This is a genomic window from Cupriavidus sp. BIC8F (assembly GCF_032465815.1).
Taxonomy (GTDB): domain Bacteria; phylum Pseudomonadota; class Gammaproteobacteria; order Burkholderiales; family Burkholderiaceae; genus Cupriavidus; species Cupriavidus necator.
Genome location: NZ_CP136095.1, coordinates 1,798,933 through 1,823,554, shown reverse-complemented (window position 1 = coordinate 1,823,554; position 24,622 = coordinate 1,798,933). Strand labels below are relative to the sequence as shown.

At 68.3% G+C, this 24,622-nt stretch carries 26 protein-coding genes; 13 read left to right on the top strand and 13 right to left on the bottom strand.

Features of this window, described 5'->3' with window-relative positions; translation table 11 throughout:
* Positions 1 to 70 precede the first annotated feature (70 nt).
* On the bottom strand, positions 71 to 937 hold the full coding sequence (locus tag RS901_RS28415) for an arylamine N-acetyltransferase (protein WP_316153844.1): 867 nt from the start codon (positions 935 to 937) through the stop codon (positions 71 to 73).
* A gap of 27 nt (positions 938 to 964) precedes the next feature.
* Positions 965 to 1,717, bottom strand: a complete 753-nt coding sequence (locus RS901_RS28410; protein WP_316153843.1) for a Crp/Fnr family transcriptional regulator — start codon at positions 1,715 to 1,717, stop codon at positions 965 to 967.
* Positions 1,718 to 1,903: 186 nt separating this feature from the next.
* Between RS901_RS28410 and RS901_RS28405 the strand changes: the two genes are divergently transcribed.
* The gene (locus RS901_RS28405) at positions 1,904 to 2,401 is read left to right on the top strand and encodes a DUF962 domain-containing protein (RefSeq protein ID WP_316153842.1); all 498 of its coding nucleotides are present in this window, start codon (positions 1,904 to 1,906) and stop codon (positions 2,399 to 2,401) included.
* Here RS901_RS28405 and RS901_RS28400 read toward each other — a convergent pair whose 3' ends face one another.
* From RS901_RS28400 to RS901_RS28385, 4 genes are read right to left on the bottom strand one after another with little or no spacing between them, the layout of a single operon-like run.
* Positions 2,402 to 2,758 (bottom strand): ATP-binding protein, encoded by a 357-nt coding sequence (locus tag RS901_RS28400; protein ID WP_316153841.1) that lies wholly within the window; start codon positions 2,756 to 2,758, stop codon positions 2,402 to 2,404.
* Positions 2,748 to 3,740, bottom strand: coding sequence for a sensor histidine kinase (locus RS901_RS28395; protein WP_316153840.1), 993 nt, complete (start codon positions 3,738 to 3,740; stop codon positions 2,748 to 2,750). Before RS901_RS28395 ends, RS901_RS28400 begins: the two co-directional genes overlap by 11 nt.
* On the bottom strand, positions 3,741 to 4,415 hold the full coding sequence (locus RS901_RS28390) for a response regulator transcription factor (protein WP_316153839.1): 675 nt from the start codon (positions 4,413 to 4,415) through the stop codon (positions 3,741 to 3,743). It lies immediately after the preceding gene.
* A 16-nt stretch (positions 4,416 to 4,431) separates the two neighbouring features.
* The gene (locus RS901_RS28385) at positions 4,432 to 4,782 is read right to left on the bottom strand and encodes a PepSY domain-containing protein (protein ID WP_316153838.1); all 351 of its coding nucleotides are present in this window, start codon (positions 4,780 to 4,782) and stop codon (positions 4,432 to 4,434) included.
* Positions 4,783 to 4,860: 78 nt separating this feature from the next.
* Between RS901_RS28385 and RS901_RS28380 the strand changes: the two genes are divergently transcribed.
* The 3 genes from RS901_RS28380 to RS901_RS28370 all read left to right on the top strand — a co-directional run bounded on the left by RS901_RS28380 (position 4,861) and on the right by RS901_RS28370 (position 7,007).
* Positions 4,861 to 5,250: a hypothetical protein gene (locus tag RS901_RS28380; RefSeq protein WP_316153837.1), complete on the top strand. Its 390-nt coding sequence runs from the start codon at positions 4,861 to 4,863 to the stop codon at positions 5,248 to 5,250.
* A gap of 181 nt (positions 5,251 to 5,431) precedes the next feature.
* Positions 5,432 to 5,890 (top strand): HU family DNA-binding protein, encoded by a 459-nt coding sequence (locus RS901_RS28375; protein ID WP_316153836.1) that lies wholly within the window; start codon positions 5,432 to 5,434, stop codon positions 5,888 to 5,890.
* Positions 5,891 to 6,020: 130 nt separating this feature from the next.
* On the top strand, positions 6,021 to 7,007 hold the full coding sequence (locus RS901_RS28370) for an alpha/beta hydrolase (protein ID WP_316153835.1): 987 nt from the start codon (positions 6,021 to 6,023) through the stop codon (positions 7,005 to 7,007).
* Positions 7,008 to 7,232: 225 nt separating this feature from the next.
* Here RS901_RS28370 and RS901_RS28365 read toward each other — a convergent pair whose 3' ends face one another.
* The 3 genes from RS901_RS28365 to RS901_RS28355 form a co-directional block, all read right to left on the bottom strand.
* Complete coding sequence (locus RS901_RS28365) at positions 7,233 to 7,601, bottom strand: 5-carboxymethyl-2-hydroxymuconate Delta-isomerase (protein WP_035823957.1); 369 nt, start codon at positions 7,599 to 7,601, stop codon at positions 7,233 to 7,235.
* Between the two features lie 116 nt (positions 7,602 to 7,717).
* Positions 7,718 to 8,314, bottom strand: a complete 597-nt coding sequence (locus RS901_RS28360) for an HAD domain-containing protein (protein ID WP_114134743.1) — start codon at positions 8,312 to 8,314, stop codon at positions 7,718 to 7,720.
* A 191-nt stretch (positions 8,315 to 8,505) separates the two neighbouring features.
* Positions 8,506 to 10,122, bottom strand: coding sequence for a methyl-accepting chemotaxis protein (locus tag RS901_RS28355; protein ID WP_316153834.1), 1,617 nt, complete (start codon positions 10,120 to 10,122; stop codon positions 8,506 to 8,508).
* Between the two features lie 231 nt (positions 10,123 to 10,353).
* Here RS901_RS28355 and RS901_RS28350 point away from each other — a divergent pair, with 231 nt between their 5' ends.
* Positions 10,354 to 12,204, top strand: coding sequence for a phosphodiesterase (locus tag RS901_RS28350; RefSeq protein ID WP_316153833.1), 1,851 nt, complete (start codon positions 10,354 to 10,356; stop codon positions 12,202 to 12,204).
* Here RS901_RS28350 and RS901_RS28345 read toward each other — a convergent pair.
* Positions 12,201 to 12,956 (bottom strand): response regulator transcription factor, encoded by a 756-nt coding sequence (locus RS901_RS28345; protein WP_410054193.1) that lies wholly within the window; start codon positions 12,954 to 12,956, stop codon positions 12,201 to 12,203. The genes RS901_RS28350 and RS901_RS28345 overlap by 4 nt on opposite strands.
* 439 nt (positions 12,957 to 13,395) lie before the next feature.
* Between RS901_RS28345 and cls the strand changes: the two genes are divergently transcribed.
* The 4 genes from cls to RS901_RS28325 all read left to right on the top strand — a co-directional run bounded on the left by cls (position 13,396) and on the right by RS901_RS28325 (position 16,483).
* Positions 13,396 to 14,832, top strand: coding sequence for a cardiolipin synthase (gene cls, locus RS901_RS28340; protein ID WP_316153831.1), 1,437 nt, complete (start codon positions 13,396 to 13,398; stop codon positions 14,830 to 14,832).
* 129 nt (positions 14,833 to 14,961) lie between these two features.
* Complete coding sequence (locus RS901_RS28335) at positions 14,962 to 15,606, top strand: TetR/AcrR family transcriptional regulator (RefSeq protein ID WP_316153830.1); 645 nt, start codon at positions 14,962 to 14,964, stop codon at positions 15,604 to 15,606.
* A gap of 314 nt (positions 15,607 to 15,920) precedes the next feature.
* Positions 15,921 to 16,223, top strand: a complete 303-nt coding sequence (locus RS901_RS28330; protein ID WP_316153829.1) for a hypothetical protein — start codon at positions 15,921 to 15,923, stop codon at positions 16,221 to 16,223.
* 77 nt (positions 16,224 to 16,300) lie between these two features.
* Positions 16,301 to 16,483: a hypothetical protein gene (locus RS901_RS28325; protein ID WP_316153828.1), complete on the top strand. Its 183-nt coding sequence runs from the start codon at positions 16,301 to 16,303 to the stop codon at positions 16,481 to 16,483.
* A 51-nt stretch (positions 16,484 to 16,534) separates the two neighbouring features.
* Here RS901_RS28325 and RS901_RS28320 read toward each other — a convergent pair whose 3' ends face one another.
* Together RS901_RS28320 and RS901_RS28315 are read right to left on the bottom strand one after the other, a co-directional pair.
* Entirely contained in the window at positions 16,535 to 16,960 is a 426-nt protein-coding gene (locus RS901_RS28320) for a hypothetical protein (protein WP_035823937.1), read from the bottom strand.
* Positions 16,961 to 17,199: 239 nt separating this feature from the next.
* The gene (locus tag RS901_RS28315) at positions 17,200 to 18,327 is read right to left on the bottom strand and encodes a site-specific integrase (RefSeq protein WP_316153827.1); all 1,128 of its coding nucleotides are present in this window, start codon (positions 18,325 to 18,327) and stop codon (positions 17,200 to 17,202) included.
* A gap of 113 nt (positions 18,328 to 18,440) precedes the next feature.
* Here RS901_RS28315 and RS901_RS28310 point away from each other — a divergent pair, with 113 nt between their 5' ends.
* The 3 genes from RS901_RS28310 (at position 18,441) to RS901_RS28300 (ending at position 20,488) form a co-directional block, all read left to right on the top strand.
* A complete protein-coding gene (locus RS901_RS28310; protein WP_316153826.1) occupies positions 18,441 to 19,406 on the top strand; it encodes a DNA-binding protein in 966 nt (321 codons plus the stop codon).
* Between the two features lie 96 nt (positions 19,407 to 19,502).
* On the top strand, positions 19,503 to 20,018 hold the full coding sequence (gene parS, locus RS901_RS28305; RefSeq protein WP_316153825.1) for a type II RES/Xre toxin-antitoxin system antitoxin: 516 nt from the start codon (positions 19,503 to 19,505) through the stop codon (positions 20,016 to 20,018).
* Complete coding sequence (locus RS901_RS28300; RefSeq protein ID WP_316153824.1) at positions 20,015 to 20,488, top strand: RES family NAD+ phosphorylase; 474 nt, start codon at positions 20,015 to 20,017, stop codon at positions 20,486 to 20,488. Before parS ends, RS901_RS28300 begins: the two co-directional genes overlap by 4 nt.
* Before the next feature lie 3 nt (positions 20,489 to 20,491).
* On the opposite strand, the gene RS901_RS28295 is transcribed toward RS901_RS28300, so the two are convergent.
* Positions 20,492 to 22,069 carry a fatty acid--CoA ligase gene (locus RS901_RS28295; RefSeq protein WP_316153823.1) on the bottom strand — a complete coding sequence of 526 codons (1,578 nt, stop codon included), beginning with the start codon at positions 22,067 to 22,069 and terminating at the stop codon, positions 20,492 to 20,494.
* 194 nt (positions 22,070 to 22,263) lie between these two features.
* Here RS901_RS28295 and RS901_RS28290 point away from each other — a divergent pair, with 194 nt between their 5' ends.
* Positions 22,264 to 24,570, top strand: coding sequence for an ATP-dependent DNA helicase (locus RS901_RS28290; protein WP_316153822.1), 2,307 nt, complete (start codon positions 22,264 to 22,266; stop codon positions 24,568 to 24,570).
* Positions 24,571 to 24,622: the final 52 nt, after the last annotated feature.

The window sequence follows — 24,622 nt, the reverse complement described above, 5'->3', positions numbered from 1 at the left end:
ATCAGGATTCTTTCTGCGGGCAATGCGCGCCGTGCATGGCGCGCATGCTGCATAGCGGAATCATGGCGCCTCAGGTGCCCGAGGATGCCGTTGCGGGTGCCAGCAGCGCTGGCAGGGCGTCGGCCAGGCCACGCCGCAGGTCATCGTCCAGCAGCACGCCAAAGCGATCCGACAAGGCCTGCACCACGGCCTCGGGCGAGGCCAGCCGCGTTCGGCGCACGGTGCCGTCCGCTGCGCGCTCGGCCAGGTCGCCGTCGGCCAGCGTCACGCGGGTGCCGCCGTCGGTGCGCGCGGCCATCAGCCGCTGCAGGAACACGCTGTCAGGGTGCGTCGACACATACCAGTTGCGCGGCACGAAATCGATCCACGGCTGCGGCGTCAGGTCAAAGCGGTAGACCTTGATCCAGCCGGCGCCGCCGCGCGCCTCCAGGTCGTAGCTGTGGAACGCGGTGGTGGCGGCCTCCGGCTGCGAAGGGGCCAGACGGTACGGGAAGCTGTCATCGGCCGGCTCGGACAGCGGCATCGCCCGGTATGGCGTGGGGCCGCCGAAGCCGACATCGGCCAGGTAGCTGCGATGCGCCACTTCCACGCGCAGCAGCATGTGCGAGGTCGCGGTCGGCACATCGTCGGGAACGCCCCAGCGCACGCGCGCGGCCAGCGGCGTCACGGCGTAGCCGAGCGCGCCCAGCCCGGCCGCCAGCAGCGTATTGAGCTCAAAGCAGTATCCGCCGCGCCGGCGCGTGACGAGCTTGTCGAAGACCGCATCCAGTTCGATCCGTACAGGCCGGCGCAGCAGCGGATCGATGTTCTCGAACGGGATGCTGGCCAAGTGCGCGTCCAGTACGATATCCAGCGCTTCCAGGGTGGGCGAGGGCGGGGCGGCAATGCCGAGGCGCGCCAGCCAGGCGTCCAGTTGGGGGGCGTCCAGGGTCAGCATGGTGTGCGGGGCTCCGGTGCGATGCATTCAGTTGAGCGCTTCCAGCGCCGGCAGGTCGAGAAGTTCAATGCCGCCATACTCCAGTCGCAGCAGCCCGCGCGCTTCCAGTTCGCGCAGCGCGTGGTTCACGGTCTGGCGCGACAGGCCCAGCATCTGCGCCAGCTGTTCCTGCGGGATGCGCACGCGCTGCGTGGCCTGGGCCTGCGGCGGGTTGCCGTAGCCATGGGCGATCGCGGCCAGGCGCCGGGCGATGCGCGCCGCCGGCGGCAGCAACTGCGCTTCCTCGACATAGTTGAAGGCCTGGCGCGTCTTGGCGGCCAGCAGTTGCCCGAAGGCCTGCCACCAAGCCGGCTGCTGCGCCAGGCGCCGTTCCAGGCTGGCGCGCGGCACGTGCCACAGCAGCGTGGCGCTGACCGCGCGCGCGTCGTGGGTGCGCGGCAGGCCGTCGAACAGGCAGATCTCGCCGAACCAGGTGCCGGGTTCCAGCAGGCCGAGCAACGCCGCCTTGCCCGATTCGCCGCTGGCGTGGATCTGCATGGTGCCGCTGGCGACACAATACAGGCCGTCGAAACGGTCGCCGCGCGCAAAGAGCGTCTCGCCGGCTACCAGCCGGCGCAGGCTGCCGTCATCGAGCAGTGCCTGGCGCAGTGCTGGCGGCAACTGGCTGAACCAGGCGCCGGCACGTACGGCAGCAAGCGCATCGTCGCGCGGCGGCAGCGTGCCGGGCAGTGTGCCGGCGAGTTGCGATCGGGGGCGTTGCGGCGGGCTCGCCAGTCCCATGCCGGTCTCCTTTCATATGGGGCTGTGCCGGGTGTCAGCAGGGACACACAAGGGCACGCGGCGACGGTCCGGACTGTCAAAAACCTGACAGACCGGACCGTGCGTGCCCACTACTATAAATCCACATCGCGCCCGCCGCGCAGCAGCAGGCGGCACGCGCACGCCTGCGCACAAGGAGACGCCCCCGTGAAAACCCTGATCGAACACCTGGCCAACTACGCCGCCTACCATCGCGACCCGCGCAACGTGTTTACGCACTTCATCGGCATCCCGATGATCGTGCTGGCAGTGACGACGTTGCTGGCGCGCCCGGCGCTGCCGCTGGGCGACGGCTCCGCCTACCTGACGCCGGCGATGCTGCTGTACATCCTGTCGTGCCTGTTCTACCTGCGCCTGTCGCTGGTGTTCGGGGTGGCGATGGCGGTCATCCTGGCGTTTTTCCTCTATGCCGGCGCGCATATTGCGGCGATGCCCACAGCCTGGTGGCTTGCCATCGGGGTTGGCCTGTCCGTGGTGGGATGGGTGATCCAGTTCATCGGCCACTATTACGAGGGGCGCAAGCCGGCGTTCGTCGACGACCTGGTCGGCCTGCTGATCGGTCCGCTGTTCCTGGTGGCGGAAACCGCCTTTGCGATGGGGCTGGCACGCGACACGCGCGAGGCCATGGCCGCCCGCGCGCACTGATCAAGGCAGCCCCGCCGGCAGCCGCAGCCGCGCCGCCAGTCCGCCCAGCGGGCTAGATGCCAGCGCCAGGCTGCCGTCGTACATCGCGGCGATTTCCGTCACGATCGCCAGGCCCAGCCCGCTGCCGGCAGCGGCCTCGTCGAGCCGGCCAAAGCGGGCGGTGGCCAGTGCCTGCGCCTCCGTCGGCATGCCCGGGCCGTCGTCTTCGACCAGTATTTCGAGTTCGCCATCCGCTTCCTGCAGCGTGATGCGCACGCGCGTGCGCGCCCACTGGCAGGCATTGTCGAGCAGGTTGCCGAGTATTTCGACCAGGTCTTGCCGGTCGCCGGCAAAGTGCCCGGCGCCTTCAACCGTCAATGCCAGCGCGCTCAGCGTGCAGCCGCGCCAGTGCGCGCGTCAGCTCCCGTACCGGCGGGCCGGCATTGATGCGCTGGCCGCGCGCCGCCGCGGCGCCTGCAGCGCGGGCGCGCGCCAGGTGGCGGTCGACCTGCCGGCGCATCGCTTCGACCTGCGCCGCCACGGCTTGCGCCGGCGCCCCCGGCAGCGCCGCGGCCTCGTTGGCGAGCACTGCCAGCGGGGTCTTGACCGCGTGCGCCAGGTCCGCCGCCTGCCGGCGCGAGCGTTCCAGCGCCTGGGCGTTGCGCGCCAGCAGGGCATTGATCTCGGCCACCAGGGGTTCGACTTCGGTGGGCCAGTTGCCGCCCAGGCGCGCCTCGCGCCGCGCCTGCATCGTGCCCAGCGCGCGCCGCAGCCGCGCCAGCGGCGCCAGGCCGAACTTCACCTGCGCCGCGACCGCCAGCATCAGCCCCAGTCCCAGCGCCGTCAGCGACCACGCCAGCGTCCGGTTGAAGCTGCGGCGCGCGGCGCGCAGCTCGGTCCGGTCCAGCGCCACCGAGATCTCCACCGGGGTATCCGCGGACGGCAGCACCAGTTGCCGGGACACCACCAGCAGCGACTGGTTGCTGGGGCCCGGGCGCACGTCGGCCTGGGCGCCGGCAAGGCGGCGCTCGACCGTCACCGGCATTTCCGCATCCCACAGCGAGCGCGAGCGCAGCAGCGCGCCCGGCGCGCGCGCCTGCCAGTAGGTGCCGGAGTAGGGCAGCTCGTAGCGGGGATCGGCAGGGGTACGGGTGAGGACCAGCTTGCCGTCGGCGCTCCAGTCCAGTGCCGCGGCCAGGCCCGCCAACTGGTGGTCGAGCTGGCGCACGTAGGTGTTGTTGACGTGGCGCTCGAACAGTGTCGACAGCAGCCAGCCGCTGACGCCCAGCGCCGCTGCCAGCCAGATCGCCGCCACTGCCAGCAGGCGCAGCGCAAGGGATCGGCGCAGGCGGGCGGGCATCTAGGGCTGCGGCGGCGACGGCGGCCGCAGCCGGTAGCCCTGGCCGCGCACGGTCTCGATGACGTCCACGCCAAGCTTGCGGCGCAGCCGCCCGACAAAGACCTCGATGGTGTTGCTGTCGCGGTCGAAGTCCTGGGCATAGATGTGCTCGGTCAGCGCGGTCTTGCTGACGATGGCGCCGGGATGGTGCATCAGGTAGTCCAGCACGCGGAATTCATGCGAGGTCAGCGCCACCGGCGTGCCGTCGACGGTGACCGTGCCTGCGCGCGGATTCATCCGCACCGGGCCGCATTGCAGCTCCGGCGCCGGCATGCCGTGCGCGCGCCGGATCAGCGCGCGGATGCGCGCGAGCAGCTCTTCCATGCGGAATGGCTTGGCCAGGTAGTCGTCGGCGCCGGCGTCGATGCCTTCGACCTTCTCGGTCCAGCTGTCGCGCGCGGTCAGGATCAGCACCGGCACGCTGACCTGCGCGGCGCGCCAGCGGCGCAGCACCGAAAGGCCGTCCAGCCGCGGCAGGCCCAGGTCCAGGATGACGGCGTCGTAGGGCTCTTGCTCGCCCAGGTGGCAGGCGTCCAGGCCGTCCGCGGCCACGTCGACGGCATAGCCGGCGTCGGCCAGGCTGGCACGGACCTGGGCGGCGAGGGCGGCTTCGTCTTCGACCAGCAAGATGCGCATCGGGGTCTCCTGTCGGTCAGGGTTTGCGGCGGGCGTCTTCCAGCCCACGCCCCTTGGCTTTGAGCAGGGCGGCCGTGCGTGCATCGTACTTGAGCTTGGCTACCGAACCGCCCGGCAACAGCAGCTTGACCTCGTACTGCCAGATGCCGTCGTCGCGGTCCAGCTCCACGCCGATCACGTCGCCCGCGTACTGGCGCGATACTGTTTCCAGGATGCGCGACAGCGGCAGGATTTCGCCCGACTGCACGGCCGCGCGGGCGCGGTCGGCGTCCTTGTCGGCGTGCGCGGCCGGCATCGCCGCCAGCGCCAGCAGCGCCGCGGCGACCAGAATGCGCGGGCGCAGGAGGGCCGGGAAATTGAACTTCATGGCCCGGAGTTTGCATCAAATTGCCTGAATGCGGGCTGAACGGAACCCTCAGGCGGCGTTCAGCCGCCGGCACGGACAATGGCCGCCATCACAGCCATCCTGCCAGAGAGCCCGCCCATGCCGCCCGTATCGACACCCGCCCGCCACTTGTCTTCGTCGCGCGCAAGGTGGCTGCGCTGGCTCGCACTGGCGGCCGGCGCGCCGGTTTCACTGCTGTGCGTGGCGAGCCTGTTCGGCATGCAGGCCGGCCTGCTTGCGTCCTGGCAGGCATGGTGGCATGCCGATGCAAGCCTGGCGATGATCGCGCTCGGCACTCTCGTCGCGGGCTTCTTGCTGGCGCTTTGCACGGGTGACCAGGCAGCAAACGGTAGCGCCGCGGCACGCGCATCGCTGCGCGCGCAGGCACCTGAAGCGGCTGCCGTGAACGCCAAAAGGGGGGTACGTAGGCCGTATTCGCGTTTCCACTGAGGCAAAGCCGCGACAAAACCCGGGGTTTTCACGGGGTTTTACGCTTCGCATGCACGAAAACCCCTTGACTTACGGTACTTTCCGCTATGATTCAGTGGGCGTCGAGAAGACGATTGCGCAACGCTGAGAAGCAATGCGAAACACCTGCCGACACCCATTTGTTCAACTTACGAATATCGATATGGCGACCAAAGCGAAACCGACCGCGAAGACTGCAACCAAGCCCGCTGCCAAGAAGGCCGCGGCAACCAAGGCACCCGTGAAGGCTGCCGCCAAGAAGGCCACGCCGGCCAAGAAGGCTGCTCCCGCCGCTGCGCCCGTTGCGCGCCCGCTGAAGGACACCTTCAACAAGTCGAGCCTGGTCGCTCACCTGGTAGCCCAGACCCAACTGGAAGCCAAGGCCGTGAAGACGGTGCTGGCCCACCTGGAAACCACCATCATCGGCGCGCTGAGCAAGAAGGGCGCTGGCGAGTTCACGCTGCCCGGCCTGCTGAAGGTCACGGCGCAGCAAGTGCCGGCCAAGAAGAAGCGCTTCGGCAAGGACCCGTTCACCGGTGAAGAGCGTTGGTTCCCGGCCAAGCCGGCCAGCGTCAAGGTCAAGGTCCGTCCGCTGAAGAAGCTGAAGGACGCCGCAGCCTGATCTGCGCCACATTGTCCTGACAAAAAAGGAGCCGCTTGCCGGCTCCTTTTTTTATTGCGCGAGCGCAATACCTGCTGCGCGTTCCTGCATTTTCAGCCGCCGGCGACAGACCGGCGCGGGAGGAGACACGATGCCAAGTCTGCAATGCCAGCTGTGGCGGCTTGCCTTGCGCCTGGTCCGCCGCAAGCGGCGGTTTGCCAGCGCCCAGGCGCTCCATGATGAAATCCGGCGGCGCCGTATCGCCGGGCGCGCCTATCCGTCCCGGCGCCTGCGTGCGCGGCACGCGGTGAGCGAGGAGCGGATCGCCGGGATGGAGGTCTACACCGTGCAGCCCAGGAGCGGGCCTGCGCACGGTAAGGCCCGCCATATCCTTTACCTGCACGGCGGCGGCTATGTTTTCGATATCGTCAGCCAGCACTGGGATTTCGTCGGCAAGCTGGTGGACGCGCTCGGCTGCGCGGTGACGGTGCCGGTCTATCCGCTGGCGCCGGAACATACCCACCGCGACGTGTTCGCGGCCATGGTGCCGCTGTGGCAGGCGCTGCAGCAGCGCTATGCGGGCGCAGACCTGACCGTCATGGGCGATTCCGCTGGCGGCGGCATGGCGCTGGCGCTGGCACAGGTGCTGCGCGACAGCGGCCAGCCGCTGCCGCGGCGCCTGGTATTGATGTCGCCGTTCCTGGATGCAACCGGCGACAATCCCGGCATCGATGCCCTGGAGCCGTTCGACCCGATGCTGTCACGCCCCGGGGGCATTGAATGCGGGCGCGTTTATGCCGGCGCCGATCCGGTCACCTTGCCGCAGGTTAGTCCCATGCACGGCGTGTTGCGCGGGCTGCCGCCCACCACGTTGTTCATCGGCACCCATGACATCCTGCTGCCCGACTGCAGGAAGTTCCGCCAGATGGCCGACGAGCAAGGCCTGCCGCTTCGGTATCACGAGGGCGAGGGGATGTTCCACGTCTGGATGCTGCTGCCGATGCCGGAAGCGGACGCGGCCTTTGCCGAGATTGTGCGGTCCGTGCTTGCCGACGAAGCCCATGGCGCCGAGGGCAGGGACGGGCTGGCGCCGGTGTGCGCTGCCGTTGGCCCGCAGGAGGTGACGGATCCGGGCTGATGCCGGCCGCCGGGTGATGCATGCCAGGCTGGCCGCAACCGGATCCGACTGGAGCAAGTTTAATCTGCGTCAAATGGACAGGACGGGCGCCCCCCTAGAATCGGTCAGGTCATGGGTGCGGGGGCGCTCCCCATGACAGAGCTTCCGGAGTCTTCCTGAAGCTTCCGCCCGCGGCCGCAATGGCCGCGGGTTTTTTACTTGGCGGCCACCATCCGGTCCGCTACCTCAGGCCACCACCTGCTTGGCATAGGTTGCCCGCGCCATCTCGCAGACTTCTACTGACACCTGCACGTCCTGGCCGGTGCCGGAGCCAGCGCGCACCGCTTCGGCAATCACGTCGCAGACGGCCTGCGCCAGTGCCTGGCGCACGGCGGTGTCGCGGCCGTCCAGGATGGACAGGCGCGCGTGGACAAAGGCCCGCTCGACCGCGTCCACGCCCTGGCGGTAAGTCGACAGCGTGATGCAGCGCGACTTGATGTCCGCTTCCTGGAACTGTCCGGAAGCCAGCAGGGCGGCATTGGCTTCATCCAGCAACTCTTCCTGCGAACAGTTCAGGCGGGTGTTTTCGGTGAGTTCGATGACGAGGTGAGGCATGGCGGCGTCCTGACTGTGTGTTCCGGTGAAACCGAGCATGATACGGGATCGCCGGGCGTACCAATGCAAACGGGGCGCCTTTGGGCGCCCCGTCGGGATGTGCTGCCGGTGCGGGATCAGGCGTGGACGGGCGTGCGCTCGCGTGCCGGTGCCAGCGCGCCGTCGAAGCGGGCCGGATTCTCCCGGGCGAGCTGCTGCAGCTGGGCCAGCTTTGCCTTCAGGCCGGCATCCAGTTTCGGTGCGGGCATCACCGTGGACGGGCAGGCCACGCCCAGGATGCCGAGTGCCTGCTGGAAGTTCTCCAGGGTCAGCCCGGCAGCCGGGTCAACGGTGACGAGGTGCTCGCGCAAGGCCTCGGGCATGGACTCCGGGGCGGCGCAGGAAATGATCACGTAGTGGACCGGCTTGGCGCCCTGGGCGAAATAGGCTTCGATTTCCGCACCATGGCCGCCTGCGGCCGGCGGGGTCATGGCTTCGACCTGCAGGTCCAGCTGCTGCAGGATTGCCGCGGGCGTGCCGCGGCGCCAGGCGTCGGACACCACCACGCGGGCGCCGGCCACGCCGAACAACCTGCGTACGAACCCCAGCGCGACAGGATCAAAGAACCGGACGTCGCGCAGCGTGCCCGAATCCGGAATGCCGCCGAGGCGGGTGCGGGAGCGGTCGGAATACAGGACGCCGGGTACGTCCAGCATGATGAGTCGTTCAGCCATGGTTTCCTGTGCGGGTGCCAGTTCAGTTGGTGTGAACCAAGATTACTCGCCACGGGCAGGCTGACACGTAACCGGCGCGGGTTCAGTTGAAACAGATCTGTAACTTTGTCGGGGAAGACGTAAATGCCGGTTACGCCGCCATGACAAATGTATCGCCCAGACACATCTGGCCGATACAAAGATGACACGCACTAGAAGCGGAAGCGGGCCACATCGTCGGCCAGTGCCGCTGCCTGCTGGTCCAGCCGGGCTGCCTGGCTGGCCAGGTCATCGACCAGCGCCGCGTTCTGCTGGGCGGTCTGACGCAGCTGCGATACGGATTGCCCGGCGGCCTGCACGCTGCCGCCCTGCTCGTCGGCAATCGTGCGCAACGCCTCGGCCAGCGCATGGCTGTGCCCCACGGTAGCCGCGATGCGGTCCATCGCCGCCACCACGCTGGCGCTCAGGCGCGCGCCTTGCTCGATCTCGTGCGTAGCCGTGCCGACGATGCCGCCGATCTCGCGCGCCGCATCGGCGCTGCGCTGGGCCAGCGCGCGCACTTCTTGCGCGACCACCGCAAAGCCGCGGCCGGCGGCGCCGGCGCGGGCCGCTTCCACGGCGGCATTCAGCGCCAGGATATTGGTCTGGAAGGCGATGCCCTGGATCACGCCGACGATCTCGGCGATATGGCGCGAGTGGCCGTGCAGCGTATCCATCGCGCCGCGCATCTGCTGCACAACGGCAGCGCCGGCATCGGTGGCGGCACGTGCCTGGCTGGCCATCTGGCTCGATTCGGTGGCCTGGGCGTGCGCGTCGGCCACGCGTGCGGCCAGTGCCTGCATGCTGCCGGTGGTGGCATCGAGCGCGCTGGCCTGCTGCTGGGTACGCGCCGACAAGGCCTGGTTGTCTTCGGCGATCTGCTGGCCGGCCGCGGTGATCTCCTGTGCGCTGGCCTGGATGCGCGCCAGCACGCCGGCAAGCTGGTCGCGCATGCCGGCCACGTGGTGCAGCATGCTGCTGTGGTCCGACGGGCGCAGGGCAATGGTGGCAGTCAGGTCGCCGGCGGCTATGCGGCGGGCGATCTCGGCGGCGTCGCGCGGCTCGCCGCCAAGTTCGGCACGCAGGCTGCGTGCCGCGATCCACGCCAGCGCGGCGGCCGCCAGCAGGCTGGCGCCGAGCAGGGCGGCCATCCAGGCCTGTGCGCGCAGCTGGCTGGCCGCCACGCTAGCCACCGTGGCGGCGGCCTTTTGTTCCTGCTGCTGGCGCATGGCTTCCACCTGCCGGCTGAGGGATTGCAGCTGTTCGGTGACGAAGTGGCCGTCGACCGAGACCGCGCTGTCGAATTGCAGCGAGTCCAGCGGCTGCTTGCGCAACAGCGCCACATAGGCCTGTACCAGCTCGCCGGCGCGCTGGCGTTCGCGCAGCAGCGGCGCGGCCTGTGCCGCGGCGGCCTGGCGTGCGCCGGCCAGCGCAGCATCGAGCTGCGACAGGCCGCGCGTAATGTCCGCGGAGGCATCGTCGCGCTCGGTGCTGCTGGTAGCCATGGTCAGCGCCAGCTGGGCACGGCCAAGGGTGGCCAGCGCTGACTGCGCACGCTCGGCCGAGATGGCGCCGTGCATGTCGTGCTCGTACAGGGTGTCGGTGCGCGCCTTGATCGAGACCAGGTTGGCGATGCCGGTCAACCCGACGGCGGCGCCGAACAGATATACCAGGGCAAAGGCGGCGCACAGGCGCGCCACCAGCGGCAGGCGGGCCAGTCGTGCGGAAAGCCGCGCGGAGGCAGCTGCCCGGCTGCGGCCGGGCAGGTGTGTCTTGATGACTTGCAACACGGAGAAGACTCCAAACGGGCACGCTGGTTCCAGAAGGATGCACGGCCCGGGCTTGACCCGAATTGCCGCGCGCGCTGTCCTCTGTCCGGGGCGGTCGCAGGCGGCGCACGGATGGTCGGTCATTAACGTGACGCTGGCGTGACATGGAATGAGGATCTTTGTCATCACGCTGTCATCTCCATGTCATGCAATGTCGCTCGCCCTTTTTGCTCCACCCCCGGATTTCCCTCCATGACAGGCCTGCCTGCCGCCACGCCTTCGCACGACCGCGCACCTGTCGCATCTTCTGGCCCCCCCGTCGCGGCGGCACTGGTGCGTGCGCGGCTGCCGCCGCTACACGCGGTATTCCAGCCGATCGTGCAGGCCGACAACGCAGAGATCCTTGGCTACGAGGCGCTGATCCGGGGGCCGGCGGGCTCGCCCTGGGCGCAACCCGACGCGTTGTTCCGGCTGGCGCAGGGCGTTGCCGCGACCATGGCGCTGGAGATCCACGCAGCGCGCACCGCGCTGGCCGCCTGGCGCAGCCTGGACCTTCCCGGCAAGCTCTTCCTCAATTTCAGCCCCATGACATTGCGGCACCTGCTGGCCGAGCGCGGGCGGCTGATGGCGGCGCTGCTGGAAGCGGGCATTGCGCCATCGCGCCTGGTGATCGAAGTCACCGAACAGACTCCGATCGGCGATGCGGCCAGCTTTGCCCAGGCGATGGCGGTGCTGCGCGAGCTCGGCATGCAGTACGCGCTGGATGATTTCGGCACCGGGCATGCCAACCTCGACCTGCTGGCACACCTGTCGCCGCAGTTCGTCAAGATCGACAAATCGCTGGTGCGGGGCATTGCGTCCTGTTCGCGCCGGCTGGAGATCCTGCGCGCGCTGCTGCGCTTGATGAGCGCCTTTGGCGGGCGCGTGATCGCCGAAGGCATTGAAGGCGAGGACGAGCTCGCCGTGATCCGCGACCTGGGCGTGACCGGCGCCCAGGGCTACTACGTGGGCAGGCCCGTGGCACGGCCGGCCGCGCAGGCGCCGCTGCACGTGCACCAGGCGCTGGCGTCGCGGCATATCGCGGTGTTTCCGCAGATGGTGCGCTCAGGATGGTCGGGCATCACCGCCGGGCGCCTGCTGCGGCCCGCGCCGACCGTGTCGCCTGGCACCAGCAACGATGCGGCGCTGCGCGTCTTCCAGGACCAGCCCGACCTGCAGGCCGTGGCCGTCGTCAATGACGAAGGCCGGCCGCTGGCGATCATCAGCCGCCAGGCATTTGTCGACCGTTACGCGGCGCCGTTCCATCGCGAGCTGTATGGCAAGAAGGCCTGCATCGCCATGGCCAACCGCGAGCCGGCCTGCTTTGACCATCGCGCCAGCCTGGAGGAGATGGCGCAGATCCTGTCCGGCGAGAACACGCGCTCGCTTGCCGATGGTTTCGTGATCACCGAACAGGGCTGCTATATCGGCCTGGGCACCGGCGCTGACCTGATCCGCGCCATCACCGAAGTGCGCATGGAGGCGGCGCGCTACGCCAATCCGTTGACCTTCCTGCCCGGCAATATTCCGCTGAACCAGCATATCGAGCGCCTGATCGAAGCCGCCAGCGAGTTCCGCGCCTGCTATGTCGACCTGAACCACTTCAAGCCCTTCAACGACAAGTATGGCTACTGGAAGGGCGATGAGATGCTCAAGGGTGCGGCCGCCATCCTGGCCGAGGCCTGTGATCCCGCACGTGATTTTCTCGGCCATGTGGGCGGCGACGACTTCCTGGTCCTGTACCAGAGCAACGACTGGGCCGCGCGCCTGCAAGCTGCGATCCGGCGCTTCAACGACGCGGCGCGCGCCATGTATTCGCCCGCCGATCGCAGCGCCGGCGGCATGCATGGCGAAGACCGGCACGGACGGCCAGTGTTCTTCGCGCCAGTGTCGATGGCGGTTGGCGTGGTGTGCGTGAGCGGCGAGGGCGTGGCGGGGCTGCAGCGGATGGGCAGCCAGCATATCGGTGCCGCGGCGGCGGCAGCCAAGCGCGAGGCCAAGCGCTCGGCAACCGGCATGGCCGTGCTGGATTTCCTGTCGCTGGCGGCGACGCTGTCGGCCTAGCGGTCCAGCTGCCTGCGTCTTGTAACCCGGCGGTCCGCTGCGGGCAGCCTGGGCGCGTCGCCCCCTTCCAGTACGTCGAGCCGGTAGCCGTGCGCGTAGACGACGGTGATGACGATGCCGTTGGCGATGCCGATGCGCAGGGTCCTGCGCAGGCGCGAGATCAGTCCCGCCAGCGCCCGCGACAGCGGTGCCAGTTCATGACGCCACACCGCCTGCTGGATGCTGTCGCTGGACAGGACCCGGCCGACATTGGAGAACAGCAGCATGGCCAGATCGAATTCCTTCGGCGTCATTTCGATGCGCTCGTCGCGCAGCGTGGCAAAGCGGCCCACGCTGTTGAGCTGGTAGGGGCCGACGCGCACCACCAGGCCCTGGCGCAGGCGCTCGCCGGTCACCCGGCGGCGCAGCGCCGTGATGCGTGCCATCAGCACGCGCGCATTGAGCGGGCGGCACACGTAGTCATCGGCGCCGGCTTCGAGTGCATCGACGAGGCCGTCTTCACTGCTGTCGGCCGCAAGCATGATGATGGGCACATCGCGAGAGCGCGCACATCGCACGGCACGGATAACGTCGACGGCTGGCAGGTCCGGCAACTCGTCATCGATCAGCAGCAGCTCGAACGGTGCCTGGCTGACACCGTGGATCAGGTCGCGGCCCGTTTCAAACACATTGCAGCGATAACCGGAACGTGCCAGCAGTTCCGGCACCTGCCGGAGTTGGGGCGACTTGCCCATGAGCAGCGCAATATTCATCGATGGCGAAATACGAGAGCCTTGGCAGGGACGGCCGGACCGCGGTAGGGCAGGAGCCGGACCACGATGGGACGAAGGCAGGCACCAGGCGCGCACGCACGCAGCACTACCGATCGCAAGCAGCAAGCGTACAAAAAGTGCGGTCAACAGGACAATCAGACATTTCTGAAATTTCTGCTGTTTTTTTTGATGGAGCTCGCGTTCTTGGCGTGACGGAGCGCATGTCGACGGGGCCGATGGCGATATGGAAAGTTGTCCACAGTTCCTGTGGACAAGCCGGGGAGCAGTGGCCGGACTTCGGCCTGGCACCGTGATGCTGTCGGCGTGCCAAAAAAGAAGGCAGCCGCGTTGAAGTTATGGGCGCCGTGCTGTCAACATCCGGGCGGGGTGTGCCAAAATAGCGCGCATCCCGTTCCGGTCCGGGGACTCAAGCCCACCGATGCTGCAGAGCCCGAGTGTCATCGCCATCATCGTCCTGTGCTTTCACGTCGTCGGCGTGGTGGCCGCCCTGCATGCCGTCATGACGGTGCGTACCGCGCCCGGCGCGATCGCGTGGGCGGGGTCGCTGCTGATGATGCCGTACTTCACGCTGGTGCCTTACCTGATCTTCGGGCGCAGCACCTTCGCCGGCTACGTCGATGCGCGGCGCTTCAATGACGACCACCTGCGCGAGCTGCGCCACGGCATGACCCCGCGCGAGCGCGAGGCGCGCAGCGCCTGCGTGGTCCATGCGCCGGCGCAAGTCTGCATGCGTGCGCTGCCCCGGCTGACCGGCATGCCGTGCCTGGCCAACAATGACGTGCGCTTGCTGGTCAACGGCGAGCAGACCTTCGAGGCGATCTTTGCCGCGATCGCGCGGGCCAGCCAGGTGCTGATCGTGCAGTTCTTCATTGTGCATGACGACGCGCTGGGCCAGCGCCTGCAGGCGCTGCTGTGTGAGCGCGCGCGGGCCGGCGTCAAGGTGTACTTCCTGTTCGATCGCATCGGCTGCCACGCGCTGCCGCGCAGCTATGTGCGCACGCTGACCGAGGCTGGCGTCGATGCGCGGGCGTTTTCCACGCACAGCGGCTTTGTCAACCGGTTCCAGCTCAATTTTCGCAACCATCGCAAGCTGGTGATCGTCGATGGCAGCGAGGCCTTTGTCGGTGGCCACAACGTCGGCGTCGAATACCTGGGCGAACGCCCGCCGCTGGCGCCGTGGCGCGACACCCATATCGTGCTGCGCGGCAGCGCCGTGCTGGACCTGCAGATGGCCTTTGCCGAAGACTGGTTCTGGGCTGCGCGGGAGGTGCCGCACCTGCTGATGCCGCCGCCTGAGGTGGGCGGGCGCATGACCTGCCAGGTGGTGCCATCAGGCCCTGCCGACGCGCAGGAAACCTGTTCGCTGTTCTTTGTCGAGGCCATCCAGTCGGCGCGCCACCGGCTGTGGATCACGTCGCCGTATTTCGTGCCAGACGAGGCGGTATTTGCGGTGCTGCGGCTGGCCGTGCTGCGCGGCGTGGATGTGCGCATCCTGATTCCGGCGCGGCCCGATCACCTGGTGGTCTATGCTGCCTCCACCATCTATGCGTACCAGGCCGTGTCCGCCGGCATCAAGCTGTATCGCTACCAGCCGGGCTTCCTGCACCAGAAGGTCATCCTGATCGACGATGAAGCCGCGGCCGTCGGCACGGCCAACCTGGACAACCGCTCGTTCCGGCTCAACTTCGAGCTGATGGTGATGACCGCCGACAAGGGCTTTGCCGCGAGCGTGGCCACCATGCTCGAAGCCGACTTCGCCCAGGCCCGGCGCATCGGCGTGGACGAGTTCCTTGACGCGCCGGCGCCGCTGCGCGTGGCGATGCACGTCGCCAAGCTGTTTGCGCCAATCCTCTGAAGCCCGCATTCCGGTCCGCTGGTTCCTGCAATCCTTGATGCAACAGACTTGTTTCGGCTTGATTGTGTACACTGTTCACTATAAGCGTATGCACATCATGAACCGTTATCCATATTCAAGGGGGGCCGCATGACCCGGGCTGTCCCCGTGCCCCCGGCGCGCGCCACCTACCGCCACGGGGACCTGCGCCGCGCGCTGCTGGACGCCGGCATCGACCTGGCGCGCGAGGGTGGCCCCGACGCCATCGTGCTGCGCGAGGCCACGCGCCGTGCCGGCGTGGTGCCCAATGCCGCGTACCGGCACTTTGCCAGCCGGCAGGACCTGCTGCAGGCGGTGCGGGCCTCGGCCTTGTCGTCGCTTGCCATTGCCATGGAAGGTGAAATCGGCGGGCTGCGCCCGGGCCGCGGGGCCGCCGCGCATGCGCGTGCCTGCCTGCGCGCGGTCGGCACCGGCTACCTGCGCTTTGCGCTGGCCGAGACCGGACTGTTCCGCACCGCATTCTCGGTGCCGGATGAAGTGGAAGACGATGCCGACCCGGCCAAGGCGGGCAACAGCGGCCTCAATCCGTTCCAGCTGCTGGGCGCGGCACTCGACAAGCTGGTGGAGGCCGGCGTGCTGCCGCCCGAGCGCCGGCCGGGTGCGGAGTACCTGGCGTGGTCGGCCGTGCATGGCCTGGCCATCCTGCTGATCGACGGCCCGCTGCGCAGCCGCGCCAGGGAGCAGGCAGAGATCCTCGGGCAGCGCCTGCTCGACATGGTCGAGAAGGGCCTGTAGCGCCTGCAGCAGGATCGCGGCGAAAAAAATGCCACGATGGCGGGGACCATCGTGGCAGTGTAAGGAACCAGGAAGGGGGTCAACCTGGCTCAGTCGGGGCACCCGCGGGCCGGGTGCAAGAGGACTGTATTCTGTTGTTTCTCATCTGAATATCGGACATTTCTTAAATATGGCGTTGAATTGTCCCGATATATGCACGTCGATTGCTGCACGTCATCAGGGCGCGGCCGCATTTCGAGGAATTGCGAGGCTTGCCGAGCGGTCTAACTTGCTGTCAGGCGGCCGAACGCCGGCGCCACGGTGAGGAGCGGATCATGCGATATGGATTGGGAGCGGCCCTCTGCGTGGCAGTGCTGGCTGGCTGCGTCGCCTATCCATATGCAGGCGACCCTTACTACCCCGCTTATCCGGCCTATCCGGTGTCGTCTGCCTACTACGATGGCTACCCGGCTGCGCCGTACTATCCGTACTACGGTCCCTGGCCCGGCTACGGTGGTTTCTACGGCAGCTTTACCTATATCCATGGCGGCGGTTACGGCGGGCATCACTGGCATGGCGGTGGTGGCCACGGGAATGGCGGCTGGCATGGGGGCGGACGCGGTGGCAGGGGCCGATGACCATGCGTCGCCGTGATGGCAAGGCAGCCCGCACGGGATTACCATCCGCTCATGGACGCCAACGGAGCCCCATCGCCATGACCAAGCCCGCAACGCAGAAGCACCAGACGCCAGCCTCCGGTGAACAACAGCGGAAGGATGAACTGATCGAGCGCGAACTGGACGAGGCGCTGAAAGAGACGTTCCCGGCGAGCGACCCCGTGGCTGTCGATACCCATGCGCCGCGCAAACCCGGGCCGGGATCGAAGCCGGTGAAGTAGGCGGGCAGGCTATGCCGAGGGGCGTGCAACGCGCCCCCGCAATCCGGCGTGCTATGGCAACTGGCGCAACTGCCCGATCACCGACATCAGCCGTCCGTGCGCCACGATGACGCCGGACTCGTCCTGCAGGGCTTCCTGGTAGCGCTTGCGGAAGGCCGGGTCGGAACCGTCGCTGAACAGTCTTTCCGCGGCGCGTCCGACTGCACGGCAGGTTTCGTCGTGGTGTTCCTTGGCCTCCAGCTCTTCGTCGATCTCGATGATCAGGCGCGACAGCGGGTCGAGCCAGCGGAAGTAGTTGTCTTCAGTCACCAGTTGCACAAACAGGCCCGCCGGAATCGGGCCGTTCAGGCGCTCATACTGGGTCCTGTCATAGCCGATGACTTCCTTGTGAACCTGCAGCAAGGCAGCCCGCAGGGCTTTCAGCCCCGAGCGCCGGGTTTCCTGGGTGGCGAGGAATTGTTCGTTGGGCATCCCCATCTCCGCGTTTCTGCTTGTTCCGGTCCAGGCAGGTGGTGCGCAATTGCATCCCGCCGCTGCACATCGTGCCAATGGCGATTGCCTGCCGGATTCTCCGGGCGCGGCCGGCCATGCCTGGCACTGTGCGGCGCGCTGCCAGTATAGGCACCCCCCGCAGCCCGAGCCAGCGCTGCCAGCTAGCGAAATACCCGTATTTGGGCCGGCTGCGCGGCATGATTGGCGCCAGTTGCAAGCCGCCGTCAGTCGCCTTCGGCGGATTGCGGCGCTTGCGCCAGCAGGTCGGCCGCACGTGAGCGCCGCGCGTCCGCTGCGCGGAAATACCGCACTACCGTCGACACGCTTGCGTGGCCGGTCATGGCCATGGTCTCGGCCAGCGACACCTGTTGCGCAGCGGCCTCAGTGACAAAGCCCGAGCGCAGTGAATGCGCTGAGTAGTCGCCCTCCAGTCCCGCCAGTGCGCAGCGCGTCTTGACGATGCGGCTGACTGCCGCATCGGACAAACCTTCTGCCACATGCCCGCCGCGGCGGATGCGGCGAAACAGCGGCCCGCTGCTGATGCCGGCGGCCGCAAGCCATGCCTCCAGCGCCTGGCCGGCGGCACCGGTGACGGGCTTGGCGGTATCGGCGCGCTCGTTGCCTGACTGGTTGGTCTTGGACCAGCCCAGTGCATAGACGAAATCACCTGGGCCAAGCCGGGTGAGGTGGTCGAGGGTCGCGCGCGCGACTTCAGAGCGGCGGCGCCCGCCACTGGCCCACGCAAACAGCAGCAGCGCGCGGTCGCGCAGGCCGCGCAGCGAGTCATCGCAGGTATCGAGCAGGCGCAGCAGCGGATCGCGGGTCAGCGCCGCCTTGCGCGCCTGCCGCTGCCCGCGGCGCGCATAGGCACGCCGGATGCCGGCCATCAGTTCGCGCACCGCAGCTTCGGCACAGGGGTTGGGCAGGGCCTGCAGGTGGTGGGCCTTGGCCAGTACCGCCAGCCGGTGCGTCAGCGTGGACAGCGCGGGCGGGCCGGGTCGTGCCTTGTATCCGTCAGCGACCAGCGCTTGGTCGATGGCCGCGGGCATCTCGCAGACAGGGCCCTGCGGCGTCTGGCGCGTGGCGTGGTCGACGATGAACTGGATGACGACGGCAGGCGCGAGCGGGAGCCGCACAGGTTGCCGGTAGCGCAGGGCATACCAGGCAGCCCAGTAGCGCAATGCGGACCGGTAGCTCGCCACCGTGTTTTGGGATTCGCCTTCGCGGCGCAAGGCATTGGCCGCTTGCTCGGCAAGAGGATCCAGTTCGGACGGACGAAGCGGCGCCGGTAGTTCGACATCGGATGCGATCGGTGGAAAGTAGGCCGCGTGGGCTTCTTTGATTTTTATCATATCAAATATGATGTATGCTGTAATATATCATACGAAAAAAACAAATAACAACCGATAAGTCTCCATTATCGAACTTTATTTCTCTTCCTCACAGACTTTTGCCGGATCCCATCATGGAAACCCTCCGCAGCCGTGGCATTACCCGAGACGACGTCTGGCAGGCCGCCGACAGCTTGCTCAAGGCCGGCCAGCGGCCCACCATCGAACGCATCCGACTGCACCTGGGGCGGGGCTCGCCCAATACGGTCAGCCCGCACCTGGATGCCTGGTTTGCGGCGCTGGGTGGACGTATCCAGGATCCACAGGGCTTTGCGCCCGCACCCGGATGCCCGGAGCCAGTCACGGAGGCAGCGCGCTACCTGTGGGAAGCGGCGCTGCAGGTAGCCAAGGCTTCGGCCGAGGCCGCGCTGATGCAGCGTGAGGCGGCGCTGGCCGAGGCCCGGGCGGCACTGGAGCAGGAGCGCGAGGCGCTGGCGCAGGAACGCCAGGTCATGCAGGCCCGACTGGAAGGGGCCGAGACGGCCATGGCGGAACTGACACGGGCCCGAGACGACGCCACGGAGCGCGCCGTGCGTGCTGAAACAGCGGCCGCCGCCTTGCAGCAACAGGCGCAGACCATGCGCGCAGAGTCGGCCGCGGCGCTGTCGGCGCACAACGCCATGCAGCAGGATTTCGCCGCGCAGCGGGCGGCGTGGGACCAGGAGCGGGAAACCGTGACCCAGCGCGCCGCCGCCAATGAGCGCCGCATGGCGCTGGAGCTGGACGCCGCGCGCATGGCCGCCAGGGAAGCCCAGAAGCTGCTGGAAGCCGAACGCAAGGCGGCCGTTGAGCGGCTGACGCGTGCCGCCGAGGCCGCGTCGCGCCAGGGCAGCGAGATGACCCGCCTTGGCCAGGCGCTCGCCGTGCTGGAAGAACGGGTGCGGCAGCGGGAAAGCCTGCTGGCCGAGTATCGCGACCAGGCGGGTGCCGCAACCACGGCCGCCGCCGGCCCCGCCAGTCCGGCCGGCCGCCGCACAAAGCCGGCCCGCGCTGCGCTGGCAGCCGGCAAGGGCAGCCGGCGGCGCATGCGAGGCTTATAGCGCACCTGGCACAGGGCACCCCGGGGATGCATGGCGGGTGCCCAGGTGGCTTTTGTCAATTGAGCTATACTGAATGCTCATTTGATGAGATCTGCCATGCCGCTCACATTCACTCCCGAAGGCCGCTATCCGCTGGCTCATGAACGCCCGGCTCCGCCCGAGCTGAGCGTCAACAACTACGTCGCCGTCTATGAGGCCAGCCTGTCGACGCAAGGCGCCATGTCGGTCATCCGCGCGATTCGTGAAGGTGTGCCGGCTTCAGACCTGACCCGCCTGGCCGAATCCATGGGCACGACCAAGGAGCAGTTGATCAAGACACTGGACTTGCCGCGCGCCACCGTGGACCGCAAGGCACGGGCGCACCAGAACCTGTCGAGCGAGCAGAGCGAGCGCGTGCTGGGCATGGCGCGGCTGGTCGGGCAGGTCCAGGCGCTGGTGGAAAGCTCGGGCGATCCGCGCGGCTTCAGCGCGGCACAGTGGGTGGCGCAGTGGCTGGAGCAGCCGTCGCCTGCGCTGGGCGGGCGCCGCCCCGCTGAGCTGATGGATACCCTCGCCGGCCAGCGCATCGTTTCCGACCTGGTGGCCAGGATGCAGAGCGGGGCTTACGCGTGAGGCCAGCCTGGCGGATCGCGACCGACACCCCAGACTACACCGCGGACGATGCCAGCGGCGCCGGCGCCAAGGCTACCGGCGGGCGCTGGAACCGGCAAGGCACGCCCTTGATCTATGCGGCGTCCAGTATCGCGCTGGCTTGCCTGGAAACGCTGGTCCACCTGGGCGCGGGCGGGCTGCCGCTGAACCGCCACCTGGTCCGGATCGACATCCCTGACGAGCTATGGGCGGCGGCGCAGAGACTGAGCGCGGACACTGCCCCGGTTGGTTGGGATGCCATTCCCGCCGGCAAGACCAGCCTCGACGCCGGCCAAGCCTGGACCATGGCTGGCACCAGCGCCTTGCTGCTGGTGCCTTCCATCGTCATTCCCGAAGAGCACAACGTGCTGGTCAACCCGGCACACCGCGACGCCGCGCGGCTGGCCTACGTCAAGGTGCGCCGCTGGCAGTACGATGCGCGCCTGGTCTGAGGCTCAGGCCGTGGCGCCTGCGCGCAGCATATGCTTCTGGATCTTGCCGCTGGTGGTCTTGGGCAATGCGTCCAGGAAGTGATAGCGGCGCGGGCGCTTGTAGGCTGCCAGCCGGTCGCCCTGCAGCAGGAAGGCGTCGAGCTGTGCCGCGCTGATCGGTGCGTCGCCGCGCGTCACCACATAGGCGCCGACCACCTGGCCCCAGGTCGGATCGGGTTCGCCCAGCACGGCTACCTCCAGCACGGCCGGATGCTCGATCAGTGCGTCTTCCACCTCGCGCGGATAGACGTTCTCCGCGCCGGAATTGATCATGTAGTCGATGCGGTCGCGGATCCACAGGTAGCCGTCCGCATCCAGGCTGCCGAGGTCGCCGGTGTGGTACCAGCCGTGCGCCAGCGCGCGCGCATTGGCATCCGGGCGGTTCAGGTAGCCCTGCATCATGCAGGGGCCACGCACCAGCACTTCGCCGACTTCGCCCGGCGCGCACGGCTGCAAGGGGTCGGTCGGCTCGCCGTCGTCGCGCAGCCTGGCCACCACCAGTTCATGGCCGAGCGCGGGCAGGCCTGCCGAGCCAGCGTGGCTCAGTTGCTCTTGCGGGTAAAGCACCGACATGCACGGGCCCATTTCCGTGGTGCCGTACACCTGCACCAGCCCGGCGCCGACCTTGCGGTCCCACTCGCGGATCAGGTGCGGTGCCATCGACGCGCCGCCGTATTCCACCAGCCGCAGTGAAGACACGTTGCGTGTTTCGGCGTCCGGATGGTTCAGCAGCATGCCCACCATGGTCGGCGCGGCAAAGAAATGCGTGACGCGTTCGCTTTCCACCAGTTGCCAGGCCTCGCCCGCGTCGAAGCGGCGCTGCAGCACCTGCGTCGCGCCGACCTGCAGGCGGGGCAGGAAGCTGGTATGCAGCTCGGCTGTATGGTTCAGCGGCGCGACCGACAGGCCCACGTCCTCGCGCGACAGCGTCATGGCCTGGTGCATCATCGCGTTGTGCTGCAGCTTGCTGCGATGGGTGTGCACCACGCCCTTGGGGCGGCCGGTGGTGCCGCTGGTGTACATCAGGATGCAAGGGTCGTCTTCAAGGACCGTCACCGCGGGCGGCGTGGCCGGCCGGCCCGCAACCAGCGTGTCGAGCCGATGTGTGGCAAAGGCGGGCGCGGCATCGGGGTCGGCATAGATGCGCAGCGCGGTGCCGGGGGCCAGTTCGGCCGCCTTCTCCACCACGCCCGCGCCTTCCTGCTCGAACAGCACTGCCTTGGCGCCGCCATCGTTCAGGATGTAGGCCAGTTCCTGCGCAGCCAGGCGGTAGTTGACCGGGTTGTAGACCGCGCCGATGCGCGCCGTGGCCAGCAGCGTGAAGACGAAGGCCGGGGTGTTGTAGAGGAAGGCCGCGACCACGTCGCCCTTGCCGATTCCCAGCGACTGCAGCGCGTGCGCGTGGCGGTGGACCTCGGCATCGAGCTCCGCATACGTCCACGCGCGTCGACCGGCACCGATGCCGCTGACCAGCGCGGTCTTGCGCGGCAGGTAGCGCGCGGGCCAGGAGAGGGTGTCGCCAAGGGTGATGCCGCGGGTCAAGGCTGTGCTCCGGTCGTGGTCCGCCGCCGGCTTGCCGGCAGGCGGTTGTTGTCTTGTAAGCCGGACAATATAGAGCGGCGGGTGGGGCACATGGAAATAACGTTTTGCTCTTTCCTTATGCCGGAGCGGCCGTCACGCGATAACGCCTTGCGGGATACTGTATATTCATACAGTTATCGCCGCGCCCCGTTCCTGTGTCCGCCGTCCCGCCCATTCCAGCCCCGCCTGCCACGCGAGCCGCTCCGGCCTACGTGGTGGCCGTGCGTGCGCTGTGCGAGTTCACCGCCAAGGCGGGTGACCTGGACCTGCGCTTCGTGCCGACGCCATCGGCGCAGGAGGGCGTGGCCGGGCATGCCGTAGTGACCAGCCGGCGCGGGGAGGGCTACCAGGCCGAGGTGGCGCTTGCCGCCGATTTCGGCCCCTTGCATGTGCGCGGCCGCGCCGATGGCTACGATCCCGCTGCCAACCGCCTGGAAGAAATCAAGACCGTGCGCGGCGATGCCGCCGTGCCGGACAACCACCGCCACCTGCACTGGGCGCAGGCCAAGGTCTACGGCTGCCTGTTATGCCGCAAGCTGGGGCTGCCCGGGCTGGAGATCGCGGTAGTCTATTTCGACATCATCAGCCAGCGCGAGCACCCGGTCGCGGAGCACTTCACCGCGCAGGCGCTTGAAGCCTTCTTCGTACAGACCTGCGAGCAGTTCCTGCACTGGGCGCAGGCGGAACTGGCCCACCGGAAGGCGCGCGATGGCGCGCTGACGCAGCTGGCCTTTCCGCACCAGGGCTTCCGTCCGGGCCAGCGCGAACTGGCGCAGGCGGTCTACAACGCCAACCGCGCGGGCCGCCACCTGCTGGCGCAGGCGCCTACCGGCATCGGCAAGTCGGTCGGCACGTTATTCCCGGTGCTCAAGGCCATGCCGGGGCAGGGCATCGACAAGGTGTACTTCCTGTCGGCCCGCTCCACCGGGCGCGGGGTGGTGCTGCACGCCGCCAATGCGCTGCGCGGCCACGGCGCGCAGCCGCTGCATGTGCTGGAGCTGGTGGCCCGCGACAAGGCTTGCGAGCATCCGGAGCTGGCCTGCCATGGCGAGTCCTGCCCGCTGGCGCGCGGCTTCTATGACCGCCTGCCGGCAGCACGCGAAGCCGCGCGCGGCGTGCCGGTGCGCGACCGCGCCGCGGTACGCACGCTGGCGCTGGCACATGGGGTCTGCCCTTACTACCTGTCGCAGGAGCTGGTGCGCTGGAGCGACGTGGTGGTGGCCGACTACAACTACTACTTCGACCGCAGCGCGTTGCTGTATGCCCTGACCGCGGCCAATGGCTGGCGCGCCAGCGTGCTGGTGGACGAGGCCCACAACCTGGTCGAGCGCGGCCGCGCCATGTACACCGCGGAACTCGACCCCCAATCGCTGCGCGAGGTGCGCCGCAGCGCGCCGGCCATCGTGCGCAAGCCATTGACGCGGCTGGCCCGGCAATGGAGCGCGCTGGCGCGCCAGAGTGACGGCGCCTATGAAGTCCTGCCCGAAGTGCCCGCCGCCTTCCGCCGCGCGCTGGACGAATGCTGCGCGGCGGCACTGACGCATATGACCGAACATCCAGGCGCGCAGGATCCGGCGCTGCAGCGCTTCTATTTCGATGCGCTGCATTTTGGCCGCCTCGCCGAGCAGCTCGACGCGCATTCGCTGTTCGATATCCAGCGCGTGCCCCGCAGCGGCCGCGGCCACCATGCGCGGCTGTGCCTGCGCAATGTCATCCCGGCTCCGTTCCTGCGTCAGCGCTTTGCCGCCGCGCATTCGGTCACGCTGTTCTCCGCGACCCTCGATCCTGCCGCCTATTACCTCGATACGCTGGGTTTGCCGGCCGATTGCGCGCGGGTGCAAGTGCCATCGCCGTTCCGCGCCGAGCAACTGTCAGTGCGGATTGCAGCGCGCATCTCCACCCGCTATGCGCGGCGCGAACAATCGCTGCCGGCGATCGTCGCGCTGATGGCCGGCCAGTTCCGCGCGCGGCGCGGCAACTACCTGGCGTTCTTCAGCAGCCATGAATACCTGCAGCAAGCGGTGGCCCGCTTTGCCCAGTCTCACCCCGATATTCCGCATTGGGTGCAGTCGCGCGGCATGGACGAAGCCGCGCAGGCGGCGTTCCTGGATACGTTTGCGGAAGGCGGCGAGGGCATCGGCTTTGCGGTGCTGGGCGGCGCCTTTGCCGAAGGCGTGGACCTGCCCGGCGAGCGCCTGATCGGCGCCTTCGTTGCCACCCTGGGACTGCCACAGTTCAACGCGGTCAACGAGCAGTTCCGCGCGCGCATGCAGCAGGCGTTCGGGCAGGGCTATGCCTATGCCTACCTGTATCCCGGGCTGCGCAAGGTGGTGCAGGCGGCGGGCCGGGTCATCCGCACGCAGCAGGACCAGGGCGTGGTCTACCTGATCGACGACCGCTTTGCCGCGGCCGAGGTGCGCGAACTGCTGCCGGCTTGGTGGGAAATCGCCACGGCGGCGTAGAAATTACACAGCCGGGCCGGTCTGGTGCATCCTCTTTGCGCGGTGCCTGCCC